This is a genomic window from Streptomyces fructofermentans (assembly GCF_014651055.1).
GTDB lineage: Bacteria > Actinomycetota > Actinomycetes > Streptomycetales > Streptomycetaceae > Streptomyces > Streptomyces fructofermentans.
Window position 1 is genome coordinate 9,757 of record NZ_BMWD01000010.1, and the last position, 19,784, is coordinate 29,540.

Below are 19,784 nucleotides of genomic sequence, written 5' to 3' on the forward strand. Positions count from 1 at the left end.
GCCGCCGCGGCGACCGGCCCGGAGGAGGACGGGCCGTGTCGCCGCGGGGACGGGACCCGGGGGACAGGGACGGTCAGTACGCTCCGCCGAGGGAGTCCTTGGCGTTGGCGGCGTCGTAGGCGCGGTCGGAGATGATGACGTCCTCCGGGATGGCCTCGCCGGAGTAGAACTTCTGGGCGGTGGCGAAGGCGAGCGGGCCGAAGCGCGGGTTGGACTCGATGACCCCGTTGATCTCGCCCTCGGCGAGGGCCTTGACGGCGTTGCGCGTGCCGTCGATCGAGATGATCTTGATGTCCTTGCCCGGCTTCTTGCCGGCGCCCTTGAGCGCGGTGACGGCGCCGAGGGCCATCTCGTCGTTCTCCGCGTAGACGGCGGTGATGTCGGGCTTCGACTGGATGATCTGCTCCATGACCTGCTGCCCCTTGTCACGGGCGAACTCGCCGGTCTGCTGCGTCACGATCTTGAGCCCGGGCGCCTCGGCCTTCACCTGGTCGACGAAGCCCTTGGTGCGGTCGGTCGTGACGCTGTTGCCGGAGGAGCCGAGGAGGATGGCGACCTTGCCCTTGCCGCCGGTGGCCTCGATCATCGCGTCGGCGGCGCGCTTGCCCTGCTCGACGAAGTCCGAGCCGAGGAAGGCCAGATAGTCCTTGCAGGCAGCGGCGTTGACCTTCCGGTCGATGGTGAGGACGGGCACCTTCTTCGCGGCGGCGGCCTTGAAGGCGGGCTCCAGGCCGTCCGAGTTGAGCGGGGCGACGATGAGGAACTGCGCGCCCTGGGCCAGCATGTCCTGGATGTCGCTGATCTGCTTGGACAGCTGCGACTGCGCGTTGGTGGTGAGCAGCTTCTTGACGCCGACCTTGGCGGCCTCGTCCTTGATGGACTGGGTCTCCGCGATGCGGAAGGGGTTGGCCTCCTTCTCCGACTGGGAGAAGCCGACCACGGCGTCCTTCAGGTCGAGCTTCGGAGCGCCGTAGGTCTCGAGCTTGCAGCCGTCACCGGCGGGCGCCGTGGGTGTCTGGACCGCCTGGGCTCCCTTGCTGCTGTCGCCGCCGGCGGCGTCGCCGCCCTCCGACTTGGAGCAGCCGGTGAGAGCGAGGGCGGCGGTGGTGGCGACCAGGCAGGCCACGGTGAGCGTGCGGGATCTCTGCGGAAGGGTCATCTGAGGACACTCCTTGGCGGGTGACAGCACCGCCGAGCGGCGTGCGGTCGGGCGGGGTTCTGTGGGCATGGCGGTCCTGCCCCGATGTATGCGGGCAGGCATGGTCAGGGCATGCCTGACCTGCAGAAATCGAGCCTCGAAGCACCATGTTGCCGGTGGCGGGCTTCGGCTTTACAACGTTATAACGCTGCCCGAGCACACGCGGCAAGAGTGCGGCCGCACGTTTCCGCGATGTGTCGAAACGGCAACACGCCAGTGAGCCCTGTACCGATGACGATCAGTCATCCGTGACCGTGCATGGGGTCTGGACAGGCATCGCGAGGCGTGCTGTCATTCCGCTGCACACAGTTTTCCAACGTTGGAACGGTTGTCGGCCGTCAGGTCGTGCCCACCAACTCACGTTGGGGTGACGGGCGTTGCCCGGAGCGGTGCACGCAGGTCGAAGAACCTCCCGTGTACGGGGCGTACCCGGGGGTTCCGGCACCGCCGCGTGCGGTGGTCCGGTCGCCGCCCGCCCTTCGGGAGTCGGCGGACCCGGCCCCGGCCGGCCGGCCCCGCGCCGGTGTCCCCCCGATCCATGTCGCCGTCCGCCAGAGCCCGTCCACGAGACAGCGCGGCGACCCGCCGGGTGCCGACCGGCCTTGAGTGAACACGGCACCTCCCAGGGGCTCTTCAATCATGTCCACCCCTCTCAGGTCCGGCTCCGATTCCCCTCTCCACGAGGAAAGATTCGATGAAAAGACACAACTCCCGCTCCAGAGGCAGGATGTGGGCGCTGCTCGTCGCGGCCGCCCTCGTACTGCCCACGAGCAGCCTGGTCCCCGCCGCGTCGGCCGCAGAGTCGACCCGCACCGAGTCCGCCCCCGCCGCCGAGAAGGCCCCCATCGAGGTGCACGGCCTGAAGGGCGAGTACTTCAGCATGTCGGCGCCCGGCGCCCGGGACTTCGACAAGCTCGGCGGCACCGTCCTCGACCCGCAGATCAACTTCTCGGGCCTCACGAGCACCTTCGAGACGCTCACCGGCCGCACGGAGCACACGACCGCCCGCTGGACGGGCCGGATCGAGGTTCCGACCACCGGTGACTACACCTTCTACGCCATCGGCGACAACGGCTTCCGCCTCCTCGTCGACGGCAAGTCGGTCATCGACCACTGGGTGCCCGACTGGGACAAGGAGCAGACCAGCGCCGCGGTCAAGCTGACCGCCGGGCAGAAGTACGACTTCCGCATGGAGATGTTCCAGGACATCGGCGGGGCGAACATGTTCCTGCGCTGGTCCGGTCCGGGACTCGCCAAGCAGGTCGTACCCGAGTCGGCCTTCACCCCGCCCACCGACTACCAGGTCTACCCGGTGGAGCTGACGGTCGCCGAGGACGGCCGCCGGCTGCGTGCCAGGTTCGAGGGCAAGGTCAGCGACCTCCAGTCCGTCAAGGACCACCTCAAGGTCGAGGCCGACACCACCCCCATGCCGGTCAAGTCCGTCACCGCCGCCCCCGGTGACCGGAACTCCCTGCTGGTCACGCTCTCCGAGCCGATCCAGAAGGGACAGCAGGTCCGGGTCACCTACGACGGCAAGGGCGGCCTCAAGGTCGGCGGCGAGACCGTTCCGGAGATCATCCGCTCGGCCCTCAACAGCTCCGCCCACCGCCTGACCACCACGTGGGGCGACAAGGTCGACAAGAAGCACCCGCTGCCCGAGTACCCCCGTCCGCAGCAGGTCCGCAGCAAGTGGAAGAACCTCAACGGGCCCTGGCAGTTCAGCGGTGCCGCCGCGGACGAGAAGCCGGTCTTCGGCAAGGAGCTCGACGAGAAGATCATCGTGCCCTACCCGGTCGAGTCGCAGCTCTCCGGCCTGGAACGGCACGAGGACCACATGTTCTACCGCCGCTTGGTGACCGTGCCCAAGGACTGGAAGGCGGGCAAGGGCAACAGGCTCAAGCTGAACTTCGGTGCCGTGGACTACCGGGCCCGCGTCTGGGTCAACGGCAAGCAGGTCGCCGAACACACCGGTGGCTACAACGCGTTCAGCGCCGACATCACCGACGCGCTCAAGGGAACGGGACCGCAGGAGATCGTCGTCGCGGTCACCGACACCGGCGGCGACAACCAGCCCATGGGCAAGCAGTCCACCAACCCCGGCGGCATCTTCTACACCCAGTCGTCGGGCATCTGGCAGACGGTGTGGATGGAGCCCGTCTCCGCCGCCTCCATCGACAACGTGGTCACGACGCCCGACATCGACACCAGCAGCCTGGCCGTGACCGTCGAGTCCGACGACGCGTCCGCCAAGGCCCGCGTCGAGGCGGTCGCCCGCGACGCCCGCGGAAAGGTCGTCGGCAGGGTCACCGGCGCGGCCGGCACCAAGCTGCGCCTGCCCGTGGACAAGCTCCACCTCTGGAGCCCCGACGACCCGTACCTCTACGACCTCGACGTCAAGCTCGTCGACGGCCGGTCCACCGACACCGTCGACAGCTACTTCGGCATGCGGAAGATCTCCGTGGAGAAGGTCGGCGGCTACCAGAAGCTGGTGCTCAACGGGAAGCCCGTCTTCTCCCTCGCCACCCTGGACCAGGGCTTCTGGCCCGACGGCCTGTACACCCAGCCCAGCGACAAGGCCCTCGCCTTCGACCTGGAGGCGCACAAGAAGCTCGGCTTCAACGCCGTCCGCAAGCACATCAAGGTGGAGTCGCCGCGCTGGTTCTACCACGCGGACAAGCTCGGCCTGCTGGTCTGGCAGGACTTCGTCTCCGGCAACTACACCAACGAGACCGGTCAGAAGGCCTTCTTCGACCAGGGCCGCGAGATGATGCGCCAGCACCACAACTCGCCGTCCGTCATCGGCTGGATCGTCTTCAACGAGGGCTGGGGCGAGTGGAACCGTGAGGAGACCGGCCGCCTCACCGAGACGGTCAAGGCCGCCGACCCGTCCCGCGTCGTCAACGCCCACAGCGGTGTCAACTGCTGCAACTCCAAGGGGGACTCGGGCAAGGGCGACATCATCGACCACCACGACTACAACAACACCGACCCGGCCTTCCCCGACGACAAGCGGGCCGCCATGGACGGCGAGCACGGCGGGTTCACGCTGCGGGCCCCGGGCCACATGTGGCCGGGCGCCCCGACCGTGATCTACAGCGGTGTCGCCGACAAGGAGGCGCTCACCCGCAAGTACGTGGAGAACACCGAGCGGTTCTACCTGGAGGCGGCAGGGGCCGAGCTGTCCGGGTCGGTCTACACCCAGATATCCGACCTGGAGAACGAGCTCAACGGGCTCTACACGTACGACCGTCGCGAGATCAAGGTCGACCCGGTCAGGGTGCGGGAGGTCAACCGCAAGGTCATCGCGGCCGGCGCCGCCGCCGGGGAGCGGGACGAGCTGAAGGGCGGCGGTTCCTGGTCCCTCGACGAGGGGAAGGGAACCACCGCGAAGGACGGCGGTCCCAACAACAAGCCCCTGGAACTGACCGAGGGCACCACCTGGACCCCCGGAGTCAGCGGCAGCGCCCTGAAGTTCGACGGCAAGGGACAGTACGCCGAGACCGACGGCCCGGTGGTCGACACCACCAAGAGCTACTCGATCTCCGCGTGGGTCACGCTCGACTCCATTCCGGGGAACTACGCGAGCGCCGTCAGCCAGGACGGACGGCGTCAGGAGAACCCGTTCTACCTGCAGTACGGGCAGGGCGCGTTCGCCTTCAGCACGCCCGGCGGCAAGCGCGCCCGGCTGGAGACCAAGCCCGAACTGGGCCAGTGGTACCACCTCGTCGGCGTGCGTGACTCGGCGAGCAACGAGATCAAGCTGTACCTCGACGGCAAGCTCGTCGCCACGGCCGAGGCCGGTCCGGCCGACGTCAGCACGGGACCGCTCGCCGTCGGACGGGCCCGCTGGGGCGGCGGGAACGTCGACTTCTGGCACGGTTCGGTCGACCAGGTTCAGGCCTTCGACAAGGCGCTCACCGCCGAGGAGGTGAGCGCGCTCCACACGCAGGAGAAGCCGTAGCCCTGAACGGCCGGAATCCCCGGTGCGCGGCCCCACGGCCACGCACCGGGGATTCCCCTCGTGCGGGGCCGTCGGCTCGTCGCCGGAACCCCGGACGGAGCACGCGACCGGCGCGACCCGGTCCGCGTCTCGTGAACGACTCCTCGGGCCCCGCCACCGATCGGGCACCGCTCGGCCGATCGGCCGTATGCCTACGGGTCCGCGCGCCCCAGCATCTCGGCGAGGGGAGTGCCGGTTCGTGACGCAGCGATGCGGCGGGCGCGCAACTGGGCGCGGGTGCGGGGACGGAACTTGGGTTCCTTGCCGCAGCCGCGCGCTTCGCGGCCCTCGTAACGCAGTCCGGCGCCGAGAACAGCGGCCACGGCGCTCCACGCCCGGGTGTCGCGGCGGCGCGGTGCCGCGAAGTCGTGGCCGGCACAGGCCATCGACTCCGAGCATCGAGGGCATCGGTGCTCGCCGCGCCCCGGATGCCGCTTGAACGCGACGCGGCAGGGCACGCACGCGTAATGGAGCTTGTACGGCTTCCCGGCGTAGTGGCACATGAGGCGAACGTACCCGGCATTCCTCGGTCCTCGTCTCCGAAGCCCGTCACGCGCCGGTCCGCAGGACTGGAAGGTCTCGTGTCGCCGGGGGTCTCGCCATGTCCTTGGTCAACGGAAACCAGAGTGCGCCGGCTCGGTGACCCGGGCAGCATGCCGGGGTGAGCGACCTGCTGTGGGATGACGTGAAGTGCTTCTTCGACCCGGACTCGATGGGGTCGTTGCCGGACATGCGTGTCCCGAATGCCTCGGTGGAGGACTGGCAGGCGGTCCTCGATCTTGTCGCGGAGAAGGGCTGGGAGTGCCAGTACTCCGAGGGAGGGACGGTGCTTCCGGTGCCCCGGGCGGAAGCCGTGCTGTCCCGTCCGGTGGACGCCGAGAGCCCCGGACCTGCGGGTCTGGCCGACCGCCGAGGTGTTGGCGATCTTCCGCTTCCATGCCGCCGACGAAGTCGACTTCGACGTCGACCTGCGGGAGTTGCAGGGCCAGGACCGACTTGACGTGCTCTGTGGCTTTCTCCGGGAGATCGGGCGCGGACTGGGCAAGCCGGTGCTGATGGACCCCGAGGGCGAGTGCGGTCATCCGGTGATCGGCTTCGACGTCGAGGCCGATCGAGTCGTTCTCCTCGCAGACCCGCGGCTCAGGTGACGGGGCCCGACGGCCGCGGTCCATCGAACATCAGGTGACCTCCGCCTTCGCAGTCGACCTCGCCCCAAGTGATGGACAGGGAAGCCGCGTTCGACCGCAGGTTGATCTCTCCCCAGTCGCCCTGGCATGACCGACCTCTCGGGCTGTCCGGCCAGGTGCTGATCATGATCCTGACCAGAGGAGGACGCCGGCGACATGCAGGCCGACCCCGCCCGGGCGCCGCATCGCAGTCGGTGGCCGCGCCGGTCCGGCGGGACGGGGGCACGGCCTGGACGCCCTGTCGGTGCAGGTGTCCGCGGTCGCGGGACGGATACGCAGGCGGCGCTGGACCACGCCTGCTCCCGGGCGGGTTGGCCGCGTCCCAAGGATCGCCGGCACCCGCCTCCGCAACGCCGAACGGCCCGGCCGCCCACGCCGAGGTGGCGTCGACGACCGGGCCGCGGGCTTGCCGTACGGCCCCGCCCGGGGGAGGCGCCGTACGGCCCCGTACTACGGAGCCCAGGCCGACTCGACGGCCCAGGTGGTGTCCTCGTTGAACAGCGCCGGGCTGTCCCAGGCGTGCGCACCGCCCGGCGTGGCCAGCCACAACTCGGCGTTGTAGTGCCGCAGGTACTGATCCGGGAAGTTGTACGAGGCCAGCCGTACCCCGCCGCTGCCGGCCACCGGGCAGAAGGTGGCGTCGGCCCGGTGGAGGGCGGAGCCGTCGCCCGCCTCCTTGTAGATCCGGAAGTCGCGGTGACGCAGGTACTGGCCGGGGTAGTTGCGCGACTCGAACGAGTAGCACGAACTGTCGGCCAGGCCCGCCACGATCCTCCACGTCGCGTCGCTCTTCAGCAGCGCGCTGCTCGCGGAGTCCACGACGTCGGTGAAGGCGGCGCCGTCCCGGTGGCGCAGATAGCGGTTGGTCAGTCCGGACGTGGTGACCCGCAGGGACCTGTACTGGCCCGCGGGCAGGGTCACCGGGGCCGCCGGACTCCGGGACGCCTGCACGAGTGCCTGGTTGGCGGCCCGTACACGGGATTCGTCGACCTTGACGACCTGGCGGTCGTACGTGAGGAGGCCGTTCACCTCGTTCTCGACGTCCGTGATCTCCGTGTAGACGGAGGCGGACAGACCGGCCGGCATCTGCGTCTGCCTGATGGCGTCGATCAGCCCGACGAACCGGTTGTTGAGATGTGTCTGGGTCGCCTGGTTCTCGTAGGAGAAGCCGCCGCCCGGGAACCACTCGTGTCCCGGCACGCGGAAGCCGAGGCCGCCGAACTCGCCGAGAACCGCGGCGCGCGTCCCCGAGGGTCTGGTGACGCCGGGCCCGACGTACACATGGTGGTCGAGCACGTCGCCGTTGCCGCCGTCCACGGAGCCGCAGCAGTTGATGCCGCTCATGTTGTTCACGAGGCGGGAGGGGTCGTACGCCTTCACCTCGTCGGCGATCCGCGCCTGGTCGTACTGTCCCCAGCCCTCGTTCTGGTTGACCCACATGACGACGGCCGGGGAACTGCGGTGCTGGTCGATGACGCGGTCGTACTCCGCCTCCCACTGCGTGCGCGCGGCGGCGTCGGGCGTGCGCAGGTCCATCGACGGCATGTCCTGCCACACCAGCAGCCCGAGCCGGTCGGCCCAGTAGAACCAGCGCTGCGGCTCGACCTTGATGTGCTTGCGCACCATGTTGAAGCCGAGGTCCTTGTGCTTCTGGAGGTCGAACCTGAGGGCCTCGTCCGAGGGCGCGGTGGAGATCCCGTCGGGCCAGTAGCCCTGGTCCAGGGTGCCGGTCTGGAAGACGAACCTGCCGTTCAGCAGCGGGCGCAGGACTCCGTCGACGCGGCCCACGGACACCGAGCGCATGCCCGTGTAGCTGCCGACGGCGTCGGTGACCGCGGTGCCGGTGAGCAGTTCGGCCCGCACGTCGTACAGGTACGGGTCCTCCGGTGTCCACAGGCGCGGTGAGGGCACGGGGACGGAGAAGGCGCTGCCGACCGGGCCGGTCGCCGAGCCCACCACCGTGCCGCCGGACGAGACCGTGACCCGGGCGGTCTGCCCGCTGGTCCCCGCTCCCCGCACGGTGACGCGCAGGGTGTTGTCCGTGAGGTTCGGAACCATGTCGAGGCGGGCGATGTGCGCGGGCGCGGTCGGTTCGAGCCACACCGTCTGCCAGATGCCCGACGAGGCGGTGTAGAAGATGCCGCCCCCGGAGTGCGGCGCGACATCACGGATGCGCTGCTTGCCGACGGCCTGGCTCCCGGTCTCCGACGGGTCCCAGACGGAGACGACCACCGTGTTGGTGCCGCCGTTCAGCAGCGGGGTGATGTCGTGGCTGAAGGCGTCGTAGCCCCCGCTGTGCACCGCTCCGGCCTGTTGCCCGTTGACCCACACCGTCGTACGCCAGTCGCTGGCACCGAAGTTCAGCTGGACGCGGCGTCCGCTCCAGCCGGCCGGAACGGTGAAGGTCCGTTTGTACCAGAGCTTGTCGTTCTGGGTGATCTTGCGGTGGATGCCGGAGAGAGCCGCCTCGGCGGGGAAGGGCACCCGGATCTGCTCGTTGAACGAGGCCGGCTGCCCGGCGTCGGCGGAGGTGACGGCGAAGTCCCAGATGCCGTTGAGGTTCAGCCAGTCGGAGCGGGTGAGCTGCGGGCGCGGGTACTCCGGCAGGGGTTTGTCGACGGGGACCTGGTTGGTCCACGGGGTGGTCATCGGGGACGGCTTGGGCGTCCAGGCCGCCGCATTGGCCGCGGGCGCCGCCTGGGCGGCGCCGCCCGTGGCCAGGAGACCGGTGAACACCAGGGCGCAGACGGTGAGCAGGGCGGTCAGCCCCTGGCGCGGTCGTACGAGTCTTCGGGGTGGGCGGAGACGCATGAGTGCTCCTTGGTGGGGACCGTGCGGGGCCCGCCGCCCGGAAGGTGCGGCGAGGCGCTGGGGGGAGGGCCGGGGGAGCCGGTCGGTGTACGGGTGCCGAGAAGTCGTGCTCCGATGACCGGCCCCGGACCGGTTGGCGCGCATGGGCGAAGGAGGGGCGGATGGGCATCTAACTGGTGCCCGGGATGGTGGAGTTGCTCGGTACACCCGGGGGGAGAGAGAACGGGCGGGTGTCCCGTGATGGGTCTGCACGCAGTTTTTACATCGTTGGAAGAGCGGTGTAAAGACTTCGCGCGCAGCACGATCCGATCGTCAACGAGCGCGTATGCAAGGGGAGTTGCGCTCGCCCGGGCGGCAAGTGCCGCGTGCGGAGGGGAAGTCGCAGCCCGCCCGGGACGAGGATCGGGCCTGCCGTGTGCGGGAGCCGCTCACCGCTGCCGGGTCACCGCCGGCCGAGCGTGCTCTCCCGCTCCACCAGCGTGAAACCCGCCTTCACCTGCTCGGGAACGTGCTCCCCGTCCTGGACGCGGGCCAGCACGGCGTCCACCGCGCGCTGGGCGATGGCCGCCTTGTCGGGGGAGACGGAGGTCAGCGTCACGGCGCCGTACCGGCCTTCGACGACATCGTCGAAGCCGACGACGGCGATGTCCTCGGGCACCCGCAGCCCGCGCTCGAACAGCACGCGCATGGCGCCGATCGCGATGAGGTCGTTGTATGCGAACACGGCGTCCGGACGCTGTCCCGAGTCCAGCAGATGCGCCATGGCCCGGGCCCCGTCGGCGCGTCCCCATCCGTCGGTCGCGGCGACCAGGCCCTCGTCGACGGGAACCCCCGACGCGGTCAGCTCCTCGCGCCAGCCGCGCAGCCGCAGCAGGGCGGGCTGGCTGCTGTCCCGGCGCGCGCCGAGGAAGGCGATCCGCCGTCGTCCCAGGCCGAGCAGGTGCGCCACGGCCGCCCGTGCCGCCGCGATGTTGTCGATGGCGATGTGGTCGTGCGGCAGGTCGTACTCGCGCTCCCCGAGCAGGACGAGCGGCACGGTCTCGGTGCGGCGGCGCAGATCCTCCGGGTCGAGCTCGATCGGGCTCAGGATGAGGCCGTCGATCACGCGGGACCTGAAGCCCTGGCTCACCAGGATCTCCTGCTCGCGGCGGCCCCCGGTGTGGTCGAGGAGCACGGTGTAGCCGCGGTCCGCCGCCGCGTCCACCACGGCCGCCGCCAGTTCGGCGAAGTAGGGGTTGCCCAGCTCGGGGAGGGCGAGGGCGATGATCCCGGTCCGCCCCTTGCGCAGATGCCGGGCGGCGAGGTTCGGCTGGTACCCCAGCTCGTCGATCGAGCGCTGCACCCGGGCCCGCATCGCGGGGGTGATGTGCTGGTAGTTGTTCACGACGTTCGAGACCGTCTTGATCGACACACCCGCGTGCAACGCGACGTCCTTGAGACTGACCCGCACGGCGTTCCCTCCGGTCGACTCCACGCGCCCGGGACCAGGCACCCGCGCCGCTCCGGACCGGCCCGTGACCTCTCGGAACGGGCTCTGCAAGGCGCCACGTTATACGCTCCGCCCGGGTGTGTCGGCAGCTGCGTGCAAGCGGTTTCGCGGGCTCGCCCCAGGGGGCCGGGGGCCCGTCCAGCCGGTCGAACAGGTGATGGTGCGGGGCCCCTTGGCGGCGGGCGTTCCGTGGCGGTGTGTCCGTGTTCGTCCGTCGTTCGGATGCGTGCCGGAAGAATGCCGGGCGGTGCGCCGGAATTCGCCGCGGAATCCGTCGGTCGAGCGGTCGGAAGCCGCTCGGACGTCGCCGGTCCGTGCCGCCGGGAGTCCGCCCGGGAAGTGGCCGGTCCGTGCCGCCGGGAGTCCGCCCGGGCGGGGCGGAGGGGCGTGCCGTGCCGCGGCGCGCCCCCGCACCGTCCCCGGCCCGGCGGCCATGTCACGGCCGACTGCGCCGCGGTGCGGGAGGCGCGCCGCCGGGCTCCGGACCGGCGCCGACGCCGCGCCTGGGAGCGGGCGTTGCCGCCCGGGGGCCGGCGAGGGCCGCCTCCCTGCCCGGGTGGCGGCCCTCGTGGCGGGGTGCGGCCTCGTGCTCCGCCCTGTCAGGCGTGCGCCGCGCCCCTTGCGGGGCTCCTCCCGCCGACCCGGGAGGAGCGGGTACGTACCGGCGGTCAGCCCGCCGGGGCCGGGTACGTCGGGTACTCGACGCCGGTGACGTGCTGGACCACCCGGATGACCTGGCAGGAGTAGCCGAACTCGTTGTCGTACCAGAGGTAGAGGATCGCGTTGTCGCCGTCGACCTTGGTGGCGCCCGCGTCGACGATCGAGGCGTGGCGCGAGCCGATGAAGTCGCTCGACACCGCGTCGGGCGCGGTCGTGAAGTCGATCTGGCGCTTGAGCGGCGAGGTCAGCGAGACGTTCCGGAGGTAGTCGAGGACGTCCTCGCGGGTGGTCTCGCGGCCGAGGCGCAGGCTGAGGATCGCGATCGAGACGTCCGGCACCGGCACGCGGATCGAGCTGCCGGTGATGGGGGCCTTCAGGTCGGGCAGCGCCTTGGCGACGGCGGACGCGGCGCCCGTCTCGGTGATGACCATGTTGAGCGGCGCGGAGCGGCCCCGCCGGTCGGCCTTGTGGTAGTTGTCCAGCAGGTTCTGGTCGTTCGTGAACGAGTGGACGGTCTCCACGTGCCCGCGCAGGACGCCGTACTCGTCCGCCATCGCCTTCAGCGGCGGCACGATCGCGTTGGTGGTGCAGGACGCGCAGGACAGGATCTGCTCGTCGGGCTTGATGGTGTCGTGGTTGACGCCGTGCACGATGTTGGGGACGTCGCCCTTGCCCGGCGCGGTCAGCACGACCTTGTCGACACCCGGACGCAGGTGCTGCGACAGACCCTCGCGGTCGCGCCACCTGCCGGTGTTGTCGATGAGGATGGCGTCCTTGATGCCGTACGCCGTGTAGTCGATCTCCGACGGGTCGCCCGCGTAGATGACCTTGATCTCATTGCCGTTGGCGACGATCGTGCTGTTCGCCTCGTCCACGGTGATCGTGCCCTGGAACTGGCCGTGGATGGAGTCGCGGCGCAGCAGCGAGGCACGCTTGACGATGTCCTGCTCGCCGCCCTGGCGGACGACGATGGCGCGCAGCCGCAGGCCGTTGCCGGAACCCGACTTCTCGATGAGCAGACGTGCCACGAGGCGGCCGATGCGGCCGAAGCCGTAGAGGACGACGTCCCGCGGCTCACGGCGCTCGATCTTGTTGTCGCCCGTGGCCCCGGCGACGGCCTCCGCGGTGAACTCGGCCACCGAGAGACCGCGGTCGTCCCCGCGGTACGTCGCGGCGAGCATGCCGATGTCGATCTGCGAGGGGCCGAGGTCCAGCGCGGCGAGGGCCTGCAGGAACGGCAGGGTCTCGGTGACCGAGAGCTCCTCGCCCGCGATCTGCCGGGCGAACCGGTGGGTCTTGAGGATGCTGACCACCGACTTGTTCACCAGGGAGCGGCTGTGGAGCAGGACGGTGACGTCCCGCTCCCGGTGCAGCTTCCCGATGACGGGGATCATCGACTCCGCGATCTCTTCGCGGGTCTTCCAGTTGGTGAACGAGTCGTCGTTGACAGTCACAGGATTATCTTTCGAGCTAGGCGGCGCTCATATGGTAATCCTTCGGTTCCCCGGCCGATCAAGCGGTGTCTTGTTCGCGCGTCCGGGCCTTCACGACTCGGCGCGTCCGGGCGCCCGCGGCTCCCCATGCCCGGTCGTCCGGGCGCCGGCGGCCCTCCGCGGGCCTCCTCCGGACGGGCCGGCTACGCGGCGATGACGGCGGTGCCCGTACGACCGCCGTCGACGTCCACCACCGTTCCGTGCACGAACGAGGACTCGTCGGCGGCCAGCCAGACGGCGGCGTGCGCCACGGCGTCCGGGCTCCCGACGCCCCCGGCCGGGGTGCCCTTCATCATGATCTCGCCCGGGTGGGGCTCGCCCCCGTCGTCGGTGCGCGGCAGGATCACCCCCGGCGAGATCGCGTTGACCCGCACACCCCGGGGCCCGAACTCGGCGGCCCAGGCGCGGGTGAGGGTCTCCATGGCGCCCTTGGTGGAGCTGTACAGCGCGCCGACCGGGATGCCCAGGCGCGCGATCCACGACCCGAGGTTGATGACGGTTCCGCCGCCCGCCCGCTCCATCGCCGGGACGACGGCCGCGGTGAGGAAGAACGGCGCCTTCACGTTCACCGCGTACACGTGGTCGAACGTCTCCTCGTCCGTGGCCGCGGTGTCGGGCGCCGGATAGACCCCCGCGTTGTTCACCAGGATGTCGATACGGCCGCCGAGTGCCGCCCGGGCCCGCTCGGCCAGGTCCCGGGCGGAGTCGGCCCCTCCGTCCAGTTCGGCCGCCAGGAAGTCGGCGCGCCCGCCCGTGGCGCGGATGCCCGCCACGACCTGCTCCCCGCGCTCCCGGCTGCGCCCGGAGACGATGACATGCGCCCCCTCGGCGGCGAACGCCTCGGCGATCGCCCGCCCGATGTTGCTCGTCGATCCCGTGACGAGCGCCGTCCTGTGCTGAAGTCGCTCACTCATGTTCGCCTCCCTGGCCGGGCCCGCGGTCCGGGGCCCGTATGTGGCCGAAGTGCGGCCGCCGAGAGCCGGCCGGCCGTTTCCGCGATCCGGTGGGCCGGGTCGCGACGCCCACTGTGCGCTGATGAAAATGGACCGGCAAGTCCAGAATGGGCGGCGGCGGGCCCCGTACGAACCCGGTCGCGGCGCGGTATTCTGGACCGTCCAGTCCAGTCAGGTCGAGTGTCCGGCCGAGGAGGAGGTGCCGTGCCGTCCGCACCCACCGCGAAGGGGCGTGCCACCCGGGCCCGTATCGTCGAGGGCGCCGCCGAGGTGCTGCGGGAGCGCGGTGTCTCCTTCGCCACGCTCGACGACATCCGCGACCGCACGGGTACCAGCAAGAGCCAGCTCTTCCACTACTTCCCGGACGGCAAGGACGAACTGCTGCTCGCGGTGGCCAGGTTCGAGGCGGACAGGGTCCTGGAGGACCAGCAGCCGCACCTGTCGTCACTGGACTCCTGGGAGTCCTGGGACCGTTGGCGGAACGCGGTCCTTCGACGGTACGAACTCCAGGGCGACCAGTGCCCGTTGGGCGCGCTGTTCCTCCAGGTCGGACGCTCCCGGCCGGGAGCACGGGCGATCGTGGCGGAACTGATGCGCCAGTGGCAGGAGTTCCTCGCCGCGGGCATGAGGGCACTGCGGGCACGTGGACTGGTGTCGCGGGAGCTGGACGTCGACAGGGCCGCCGCCGCACTGCTCGCGGGCATCCAGGGAGGCGTGGCCATCCTGATGTCGACGGGTGACTCCGCCCATCTGAAGGCGGCGCTCGACGTCGGCATCGAGCAGCTGCGCGGCCGGGCGGGCGGGGCCGAGCGCCCCTGAGGCTCCGGGCGGGCGGCGCCGGCCTCCCGAGGGGCCGGGCGGGGCAGCGGCCGCGACCTCCCCGGTGGGGGTTCGGCGTGAGCGACCGCGCCCGCCCGCCGCGAGGCCGGCCGGGACGGGCCGGCGTGTGCGAGGCGTGCGGACCGGAAGGGCCGCCGCACCCGACAGGAGCGGGCACAGGATGTCGGGTGCGGCACGGCGGCCACTTCCTAGGGTGAGTGATCGAAAGGGAAGGAGGCCCGGGTGCTGGAGAGGCTCAACCAGGCCATGGAGCACATCGAGGCGAACCTCGACGGGCGGATCGACACGGCCGACCTGGCGCGTATCGCGGTGACGTCCGAGTACCACTTCCGGCGGATGTTCTCCGCGCTGGCGGGCGTCCCCCTGTCCGAGTACGTCAGGCGCAGGCGGCTGACCGTCGCGGGCGCCGAGGTACTGGCGGGGGAGCGGACGCTGCTGGAGATCGCGGTGCGGTACGGCTACACGTCGGGGGAGGCGTTCGCCCGGGCGTTCCGGGCGATGCACGGTGTCGGCCCCGGAGAGGCCAGGCGGGCCGGCGCGAGCCTGGAGTCCCAGCCCCGGATGTCCTTCCGCCTCGTCGTCGAAGGGAGCAACAGCATGCGGTACAGGGTCGTGGACAAGGAGGAGTTCCGCGTGGTGGGGAGGAAGGCGCGTGTGCCCCTGGTGCACGAGGGGATGAATCCGGCGATCGCCGCGTTCATCCGCGGTATCGGCAAGGAGGAGATCCGGCGCATCGAGCAGCTGTCGGACCAGGAGCCCGGCGGGATCGTCTCGGTGAGCGACAACCTGGACGGCAGCCGTGCCGAGGGTACCGAACTCGACTACTACCACGGCGTGGTGACCCGCGCCGAGGTCCCCGAGGACCTGGACGCGCTCACCGTCCCGGCCGGGACCTGGGCGGTCTTCGAGAACTCCGGTCCGTTCCCGCAGGCGCTGCAGTACCTGTGGCGTGACGTGTTCACGGAGTGGTTCCCGTCCAATCCGTACCGGAGCAGGCCGGGCCCCGAACTGCTGCGGACCAGGCTCTCGCCGGACGCCGCGCAGGCGGACGCGGAGCTGTGGATCCCCGTGGAGCGGGAGAGGGTCTGAGCGGTGGCGCACGGAGGCCCCTCCCGGCCGCCGTGCGCTCCCGCGTGCCGGCACGGCACGCGGCTCGTCCGTACGGGGAGGCCCGTGCCATGATGCCTACTGGAGAGTAAGTTGCCCTCCGGGTAGAGGAGTCCCCGTGGCCCGCACGTTCACCGTGTCCCGCACCGTCCTGATCCAGGTGCCGCCGGAGCAGGCGTACGAGGCGATCAGCCGCCCCGCGCAGATGGGGCGCTGGAGCCCGGAGAACCTCGGGGCGACCGTGCCGGAGCCCGACGAGTCGGCTCCCGTGGGCACGACGTTCGAGGGCCGCAACAAGCGCGGTGTCTTCCGCTGGGTGACGCGTTGCACGGTCACCGCCGCCGATCCCGGCCGCCGTTTCGCGTTCCGGGTCCACGCCATCGGGCTCGGCAGGCCGCGGCTGCGCGGACCCATCGCCACCTGGGAGTACCGCTTCGAACGGGACGGTGCCGGCACCCGGGTGACCGAGACATGGACCGACGACCGCCGGTCCTGGCCCGACCTCGTGGCGCATGCCTTCGACCGCGTGGCCACGGGCGGCCGGACCTTCGCGGACTTCCAGGTCGGCAACATTGACAGGACCCTGCGGAAGCTGAAGCGCGAGCTCGAGGCGGCGCCCCGCCCCTGACTCGAGTCCTGACGCCCGGCACTCGGGCACCCGGCGTCAGGGCGCGAGTCACGGGCGTGGCGTCTGCTGCCGAGGCGCCGGGGTTCGTGCGCTGTGGCCCTGTGCGCCGCGGCCTCTCGCGCCTCGGCGCTGCCCCGTGGTTCTGGTGTCGCGTGGGTCGGACGAGCCGGACCGGGACCCGGTGGTCCGGTTCGCCGTCCTCGGCCGGGATCGAGTGCCCGCCCGCGACGCCCGTACGTATACCCGCACGTACGGGCCGGTGCCGTTCGGTGGGTCCGGGGCGAAGCCTGCGATGCCCGCGATGCCCGCCCCGGGCCCGGTCGGCCGTGGCGAGAGTCGTGTGCAGGTTCGCGGAGGCGATCGCACATGCGATGCCGGCGTCCGGTCGCGCGTCCGTCCGGCGATCGTGAACGCCTTCACTCCTCCGTGCTCCCCGCGTCCGCGCCCGGGCTTCTGCCCTGTCGCCGCCGCCGGCCCGGATGCGGCGGGTGCCCAGGTGTACATCCGGGGGCCGCGTCGGCGGGGCGGAACCTGCCGAGTGCCCGCTTCTTGACCGTCCCGCGAATCGCACCGGCCCCAGGGGTACTCGCCCGTGTCGCCGGAGCGACACAAAACTTGCATCATTGGTTTTCTTGAATCGTTCGTGTTTATGGCGGTAGGTTGGTCGCCATGACCTCATCCCAGCATCCGACCACCGCCGAGGAGCTGCGCGGTGCCGGCCTGCGGGTGACGGCCGCACGTGTCGCACTGCTCGAGACCGTCCGCCGCGGTGACCACCTCGGCGTCGACGCCCTCGCCGCGGGTGTGCGCGACCGTGTCGGCCACATCTCCGTTCAAGCCGTCTATGACGCCCTGCACGCGCTGACCGCGGCGGGGCTCATACGCCGGATCGAACCGGCGGGCAGCCCCGCCCGGTTCGAGGGGCGCGTCGGTGACAACCACCACCACGTCGTGTGCCGGTCGTGCGGTGCCGTCGCCGACGTCGACTGCGAGGTCGGCGAGGCGCCCTGCCTGACCGCGTCGGACGACCACGGCTTCTCGATCGACGAGGCCGAGGTCATCTACTGGGGCCAGTGCCCCGACTGTTCCACCACCCGCAGTTGAGCACCGAGATTCGCGTAGTCCGGAAGGATTCCCATGTCTGAGAACCACGACGCCATCGTCACAGATGCAAAGACGGAAGGGGAGGGAGGCTGCCCGGTCGCGCACGGGCGCGCACCCCATCCCACGCAGGGCGGTGGAAACCGCCAGTGGTGGCCGGAGCGGCTCAACCTGAAGATCCTCGCCAAGGACCCCGTCGTGGCGAACCCGCTCGGTGAGCAGTTCGACTACGCGGCGGCGTTCGAGGCCCTCGACCTGGCGGCCGTCAAGCAGGACATCGCCGAGGTGCTGACCACCTCGCAGGACTGGTGGCCCGCCGACTTCGGCAACTACGGCCCGCTGATGATCCGTATGGCCTGGCACAGCGCCGGCACGTACCGCATCAGCGACGGCCGTGGCGGCGGCGGCCGCGGACAGCAGCGGTTCGCGCCCCTGAACAGCTGGCCGGACAACGGCAACCTCGACAAGGCCCGCCGGCTGCTGTGGCCCGTCAAGAAGAAGTACGGCCAGTCCATCTCCTGGGCCGACCTCATGATCCTCACGGGCAACGTCGCGCTGGAGACGATGGGCTTCGAGACCTTCGGCTTCGCCGGCGGTCGCGCCGACGTCTGGGAGGCCGACGAGGACGTGTACTGGGGTCCCGAGACCACCTGGCTCGACGACCAGCGCTACACCGGCGACCGTGAGCTGGAGAACCCGCTCGGCGCCGTCCAGATGGGCCTCATCTACGTCAACCCCGAGGGCCCCAACGGCAACCCGGACCCGCTGGCCGCGGCCCGCGACATCCGCGAGACGTTCCGCCGCATGGCGATGAACGACGAGGAGACCGTCGCCCTCATCGCGGGCGGCCACACCTTCGGCAAGACGCACGGCGCCGGTCCCGCCGACAACGTCGGCGACGACCCCGAGGCCGCCTCCATCGAGCAGCAGGGCCTGGGCTGGAAGTCCACCTTCGGCACCGGCAAGGGCGGCGACGCCATCACCAGTGGTCTCGAGGTCACCTGGACCACCAGGCCCACCCAGTGGAGCAACGACTTCTTCGACATCCTCTTCGGCTACGAGTGGGAGCTGTCGGAGTCCCCGGCCGGCGCCAAGCAGTGGGTGGCCAAGGACGCCGAGGCGATCATCCCCGACGCGCACGACGCGTCGAAGAAGAAGCTCCCGACGATGCTCACCACCGACCTGTCGCTGCGCCTCGACCCGATCTACGGTGAGATCTCGCGCCGCTTCCACGAGAACCCGGCCGAGTTCGCGGACGCCTTCGCCCGCGCCTGGTACAAGCTGACCCACCGTGACCTGGGCCCGAAGTCCCTCTACCTCGGCCCGGAGGTCCCGGCGGAGACCCTTCTGTGGCAGGACCCGCTGCCGGAGGCCGAGGGCGAGGCCATCGGCGCCGACGACGTCGCGGCGCTCAAGGCCAAGCTGCTCGACTCGGGGCTGACGGTCTCCCAGCTCGTGTCCACCGCCTGGGCCTCGGCCTCCACGCACCGCGGCAGCGACAAGCGCGGCGGCGCCAACGGCGCCCGCATCCGCCTCGAGCCGCAGCGCGGCTGGGAGGTCAACAACCCGGACGAGCTGGCCCAGGTGCTGCGCGTCCTCGAGGGTGTCCAGCAGGAGTTCAACTCCGGTGCCAAGAAGGTCTCCCTGGCCGACCTGATCGTCCTCGGCGGTGCCGCCGCCGTGGAGAAGGCCGCCAAGGACGCCGGTCACGCCGTGGAGGTCCCCTTCACGCCCGGCCGCGTGGACGCCTCGCAGGAGCAGACGGACGTCGAGTCGTTCGCCGCTCTGGAGCCGGCCGCCGACGGGTTCCGCAACTACCTCGGCAAGGGCAACCGCCTGCCGGCCGAGTACCTGCTGCTCGACAGGGCGAACCTGCTGACCCTGAGCGCTCCCGAGCTGACCGTCCTGGTCGGCGGCCTGCGCCTACTGGGCGCCAACCACGGCCAGTCCTCGCACGGCGTCCTGACCGACGCCCCGGGCAAGCTGACGAACGACTTCTTCGTCAACCTGCTCGACCTGGACACGACCTGGTCGTCCACGTCCTCGGACCAGAGCACGTTCGAGGGCCGCGACGCCTCCGGCCAGGTCAAGTGGACCGGCACCCGCGCCGACCTCGTCTTCGGCTCCAACTCCGAGCTGCGCGCGCTCGCCGAGGTCTACGCGAGCGACGACGCCAAGGCGAAGTTCGTCACCGACTTCGTCGCGGCGTGGAGCAAGGTCATGGACCTGGACCGGTTCGACCTGGTCTGAGAGTTCGGCCTGGTCCGAAACTGACGCGCGGCCGGCCCCGACCGGGGCCGGCCGTGTGCACCGGAGC

At 70.8% G+C, this 19,784-nt stretch carries 12 protein-coding genes and 1 pseudogene; 7 read left to right on the plus strand and 6 right to left on the minus strand.

Translation table 11 applies throughout. The annotated features are described in order from the left end of the window. Nucleotides 1-73: 73 nt before the first annotated feature. Nucleotides 74-1,159, minus strand: a complete 1,086-nt coding sequence (locus tag IE265_RS15940) for an ABC transporter substrate-binding protein (protein WP_190036227.1) — start codon at nt 1,157-1,159, stop codon at nt 74-76. A gap of 733 nt (nt 1,160-1,892) precedes the next feature. On the opposite strand from IE265_RS15940, the gene IE265_RS15945 reads away from it, so the two are divergent. Then, the gene (locus IE265_RS15945; protein WP_190036228.1) at nt 1,893-5,159 is read left to right on the plus strand and encodes a LamG-like jellyroll fold domain-containing protein; all 3,267 of its coding nucleotides are present in this window, start codon (nt 1,893-1,895) and stop codon (nt 5,157-5,159) included. A 191-nt stretch (nt 5,160-5,350) separates the two neighbouring features. On the opposite strand, the gene IE265_RS15950 is transcribed toward IE265_RS15945, so the two are convergent. Continuing rightward, a complete protein-coding gene (locus IE265_RS15950) occupies nt 5,351-5,701 on the minus strand; it encodes a hypothetical protein (RefSeq protein ID WP_229916214.1) in 351 nt (116 codons plus the stop codon). 158 nt (nt 5,702-5,859) lie between these two features. On the opposite strand from IE265_RS15950, the pseudogene IE265_RS15955 reads away from it, so the two are divergent. After that, nucleotides 5,860-6,346 (plus strand): annotated as a pseudogene (locus tag IE265_RS15955) (hypothetical protein). A 489-nt stretch (nt 6,347-6,835) separates the two neighbouring features. Here the strand turns inward: IE265_RS15955 and IE265_RS15960 are convergent. The 4 genes from IE265_RS15960 to IE265_RS15975 form a co-directional block, all read right to left on the minus strand. Further along, the gene (locus IE265_RS15960; protein ID WP_190036229.1) at nt 6,836-9,196 is read right to left on the minus strand and encodes an AbfB domain-containing protein; all 2,361 of its coding nucleotides are present in this window, start codon (nt 9,194-9,196) and stop codon (nt 6,836-6,838) included. A gap of 442 nt (nt 9,197-9,638) precedes the next feature. After that, on the minus strand, nt 9,639-10,646 hold the full coding sequence (locus IE265_RS15965) for a LacI family DNA-binding transcriptional regulator (RefSeq protein ID WP_190036230.1): 1,008 nt from the start codon (nt 10,644-10,646) through the stop codon (nt 9,639-9,641). A gap of 707 nt (nt 10,647-11,353) precedes the next feature. After that, a complete protein-coding gene (locus tag IE265_RS15970; RefSeq protein WP_190036231.1) occupies nt 11,354-12,799 on the minus strand; it encodes a glyceraldehyde-3-phosphate dehydrogenase in 1,446 nt (481 codons plus the stop codon). A gap of 182 nt (nt 12,800-12,981) precedes the next feature. Continuing rightward, on the minus strand, nt 12,982-13,752 hold the full coding sequence (locus tag IE265_RS15975; protein WP_190036232.1) for an SDR family NAD(P)-dependent oxidoreductase: 771 nt from the start codon (nt 13,750-13,752) through the stop codon (nt 12,982-12,984). 243 nt (nt 13,753-13,995) lie between these two features. Between IE265_RS15975 and IE265_RS15980 the strand changes: the two genes are divergently transcribed. The 5 genes from IE265_RS15980 (at nt 13,996) to katG (ending at nt 19,717) form a co-directional block, all read left to right on the plus strand. Continuing rightward, a complete protein-coding gene (locus tag IE265_RS15980; RefSeq protein WP_190036233.1) occupies nt 13,996-14,610 on the plus strand; it encodes a TetR/AcrR family transcriptional regulator in 615 nt (204 codons plus the stop codon). A gap of 243 nt (nt 14,611-14,853) precedes the next feature. Continuing rightward, nucleotides 14,854-15,720 (plus strand): AraC family transcriptional regulator, encoded by an 867-nt coding sequence (locus tag IE265_RS15985; protein WP_190036234.1) that lies wholly within the window; start codon nt 14,854-14,856, stop codon nt 15,718-15,720. Nucleotides 15,721-15,856: 136 nt separating this feature from the next. Next, nucleotides 15,857-16,366 (plus strand): SRPBCC family protein, encoded by a 510-nt coding sequence (locus tag IE265_RS15990; protein ID WP_190036235.1) that lies wholly within the window; start codon nt 15,857-15,859, stop codon nt 16,364-16,366. A gap of 669 nt (nt 16,367-17,035) precedes the next feature. Further along, entirely contained in the window at nt 17,036-17,470 is a 435-nt protein-coding gene (locus IE265_RS15995) for a Fur family transcriptional regulator (RefSeq protein WP_190036236.1), read from the plus strand. A gap of 33 nt (nt 17,471-17,503) precedes the next feature. Further along, the gene (gene katG / locus IE265_RS16000) at nt 17,504-19,717 is read left to right on the plus strand and encodes a catalase/peroxidase HPI (RefSeq protein WP_190036237.1); all 2,214 of its coding nucleotides are present in this window, start codon (nt 17,504-17,506) and stop codon (nt 19,715-19,717) included. Nucleotides 19,718-19,784: the final 67 nt, after the last annotated feature.

Excerpts from the sequence above, each read along its gene's own strand:
- IE265_RS15975 (WP_190036232.1), bottom strand. The coding sequence starts at position 13,752 with ATGAGTGAGCGACTTCAGCACAGGACGGCGCTCGTCACGGGATCGACG.
- IE265_RS15945 (WP_190036228.1), top strand. The coding sequence starts at position 1,893 with ATGAAAAGACACAACTCCCGCTCCAGAGGCAGGATGTGGGCGCTGCTC.
- katG (WP_190036237.1), top strand. The coding sequence starts at position 17,504 with ATGTCTGAGAACCACGACGCCATCGTCACAGATGCAAAGACGGAAGGG.
- IE265_RS15950 (WP_229916214.1), bottom strand. The coding sequence starts at position 5,701 with ATGTGCCACTACGCCGGGAAGCCGTACAAGCTCCATTACGCGTGCGTG.
- IE265_RS15940 (WP_190036227.1), bottom strand. The coding sequence starts at position 1,159 with ATGACCCTTCCGCAGAGATCCCGCACGCTCACCGTGGCCTGCCTGGTC.
- IE265_RS15995 (WP_190036236.1), top strand. The coding sequence starts at position 17,036 with ATGACCTCATCCCAGCATCCGACCACCGCCGAGGAGCTGCGCGGTGCC.
- IE265_RS15960 (WP_190036229.1), bottom strand. The coding sequence starts at position 9,196 with ATGCGTCTCCGCCCACCCCGAAGACTCGTACGACCGCGCCAGGGGCTG.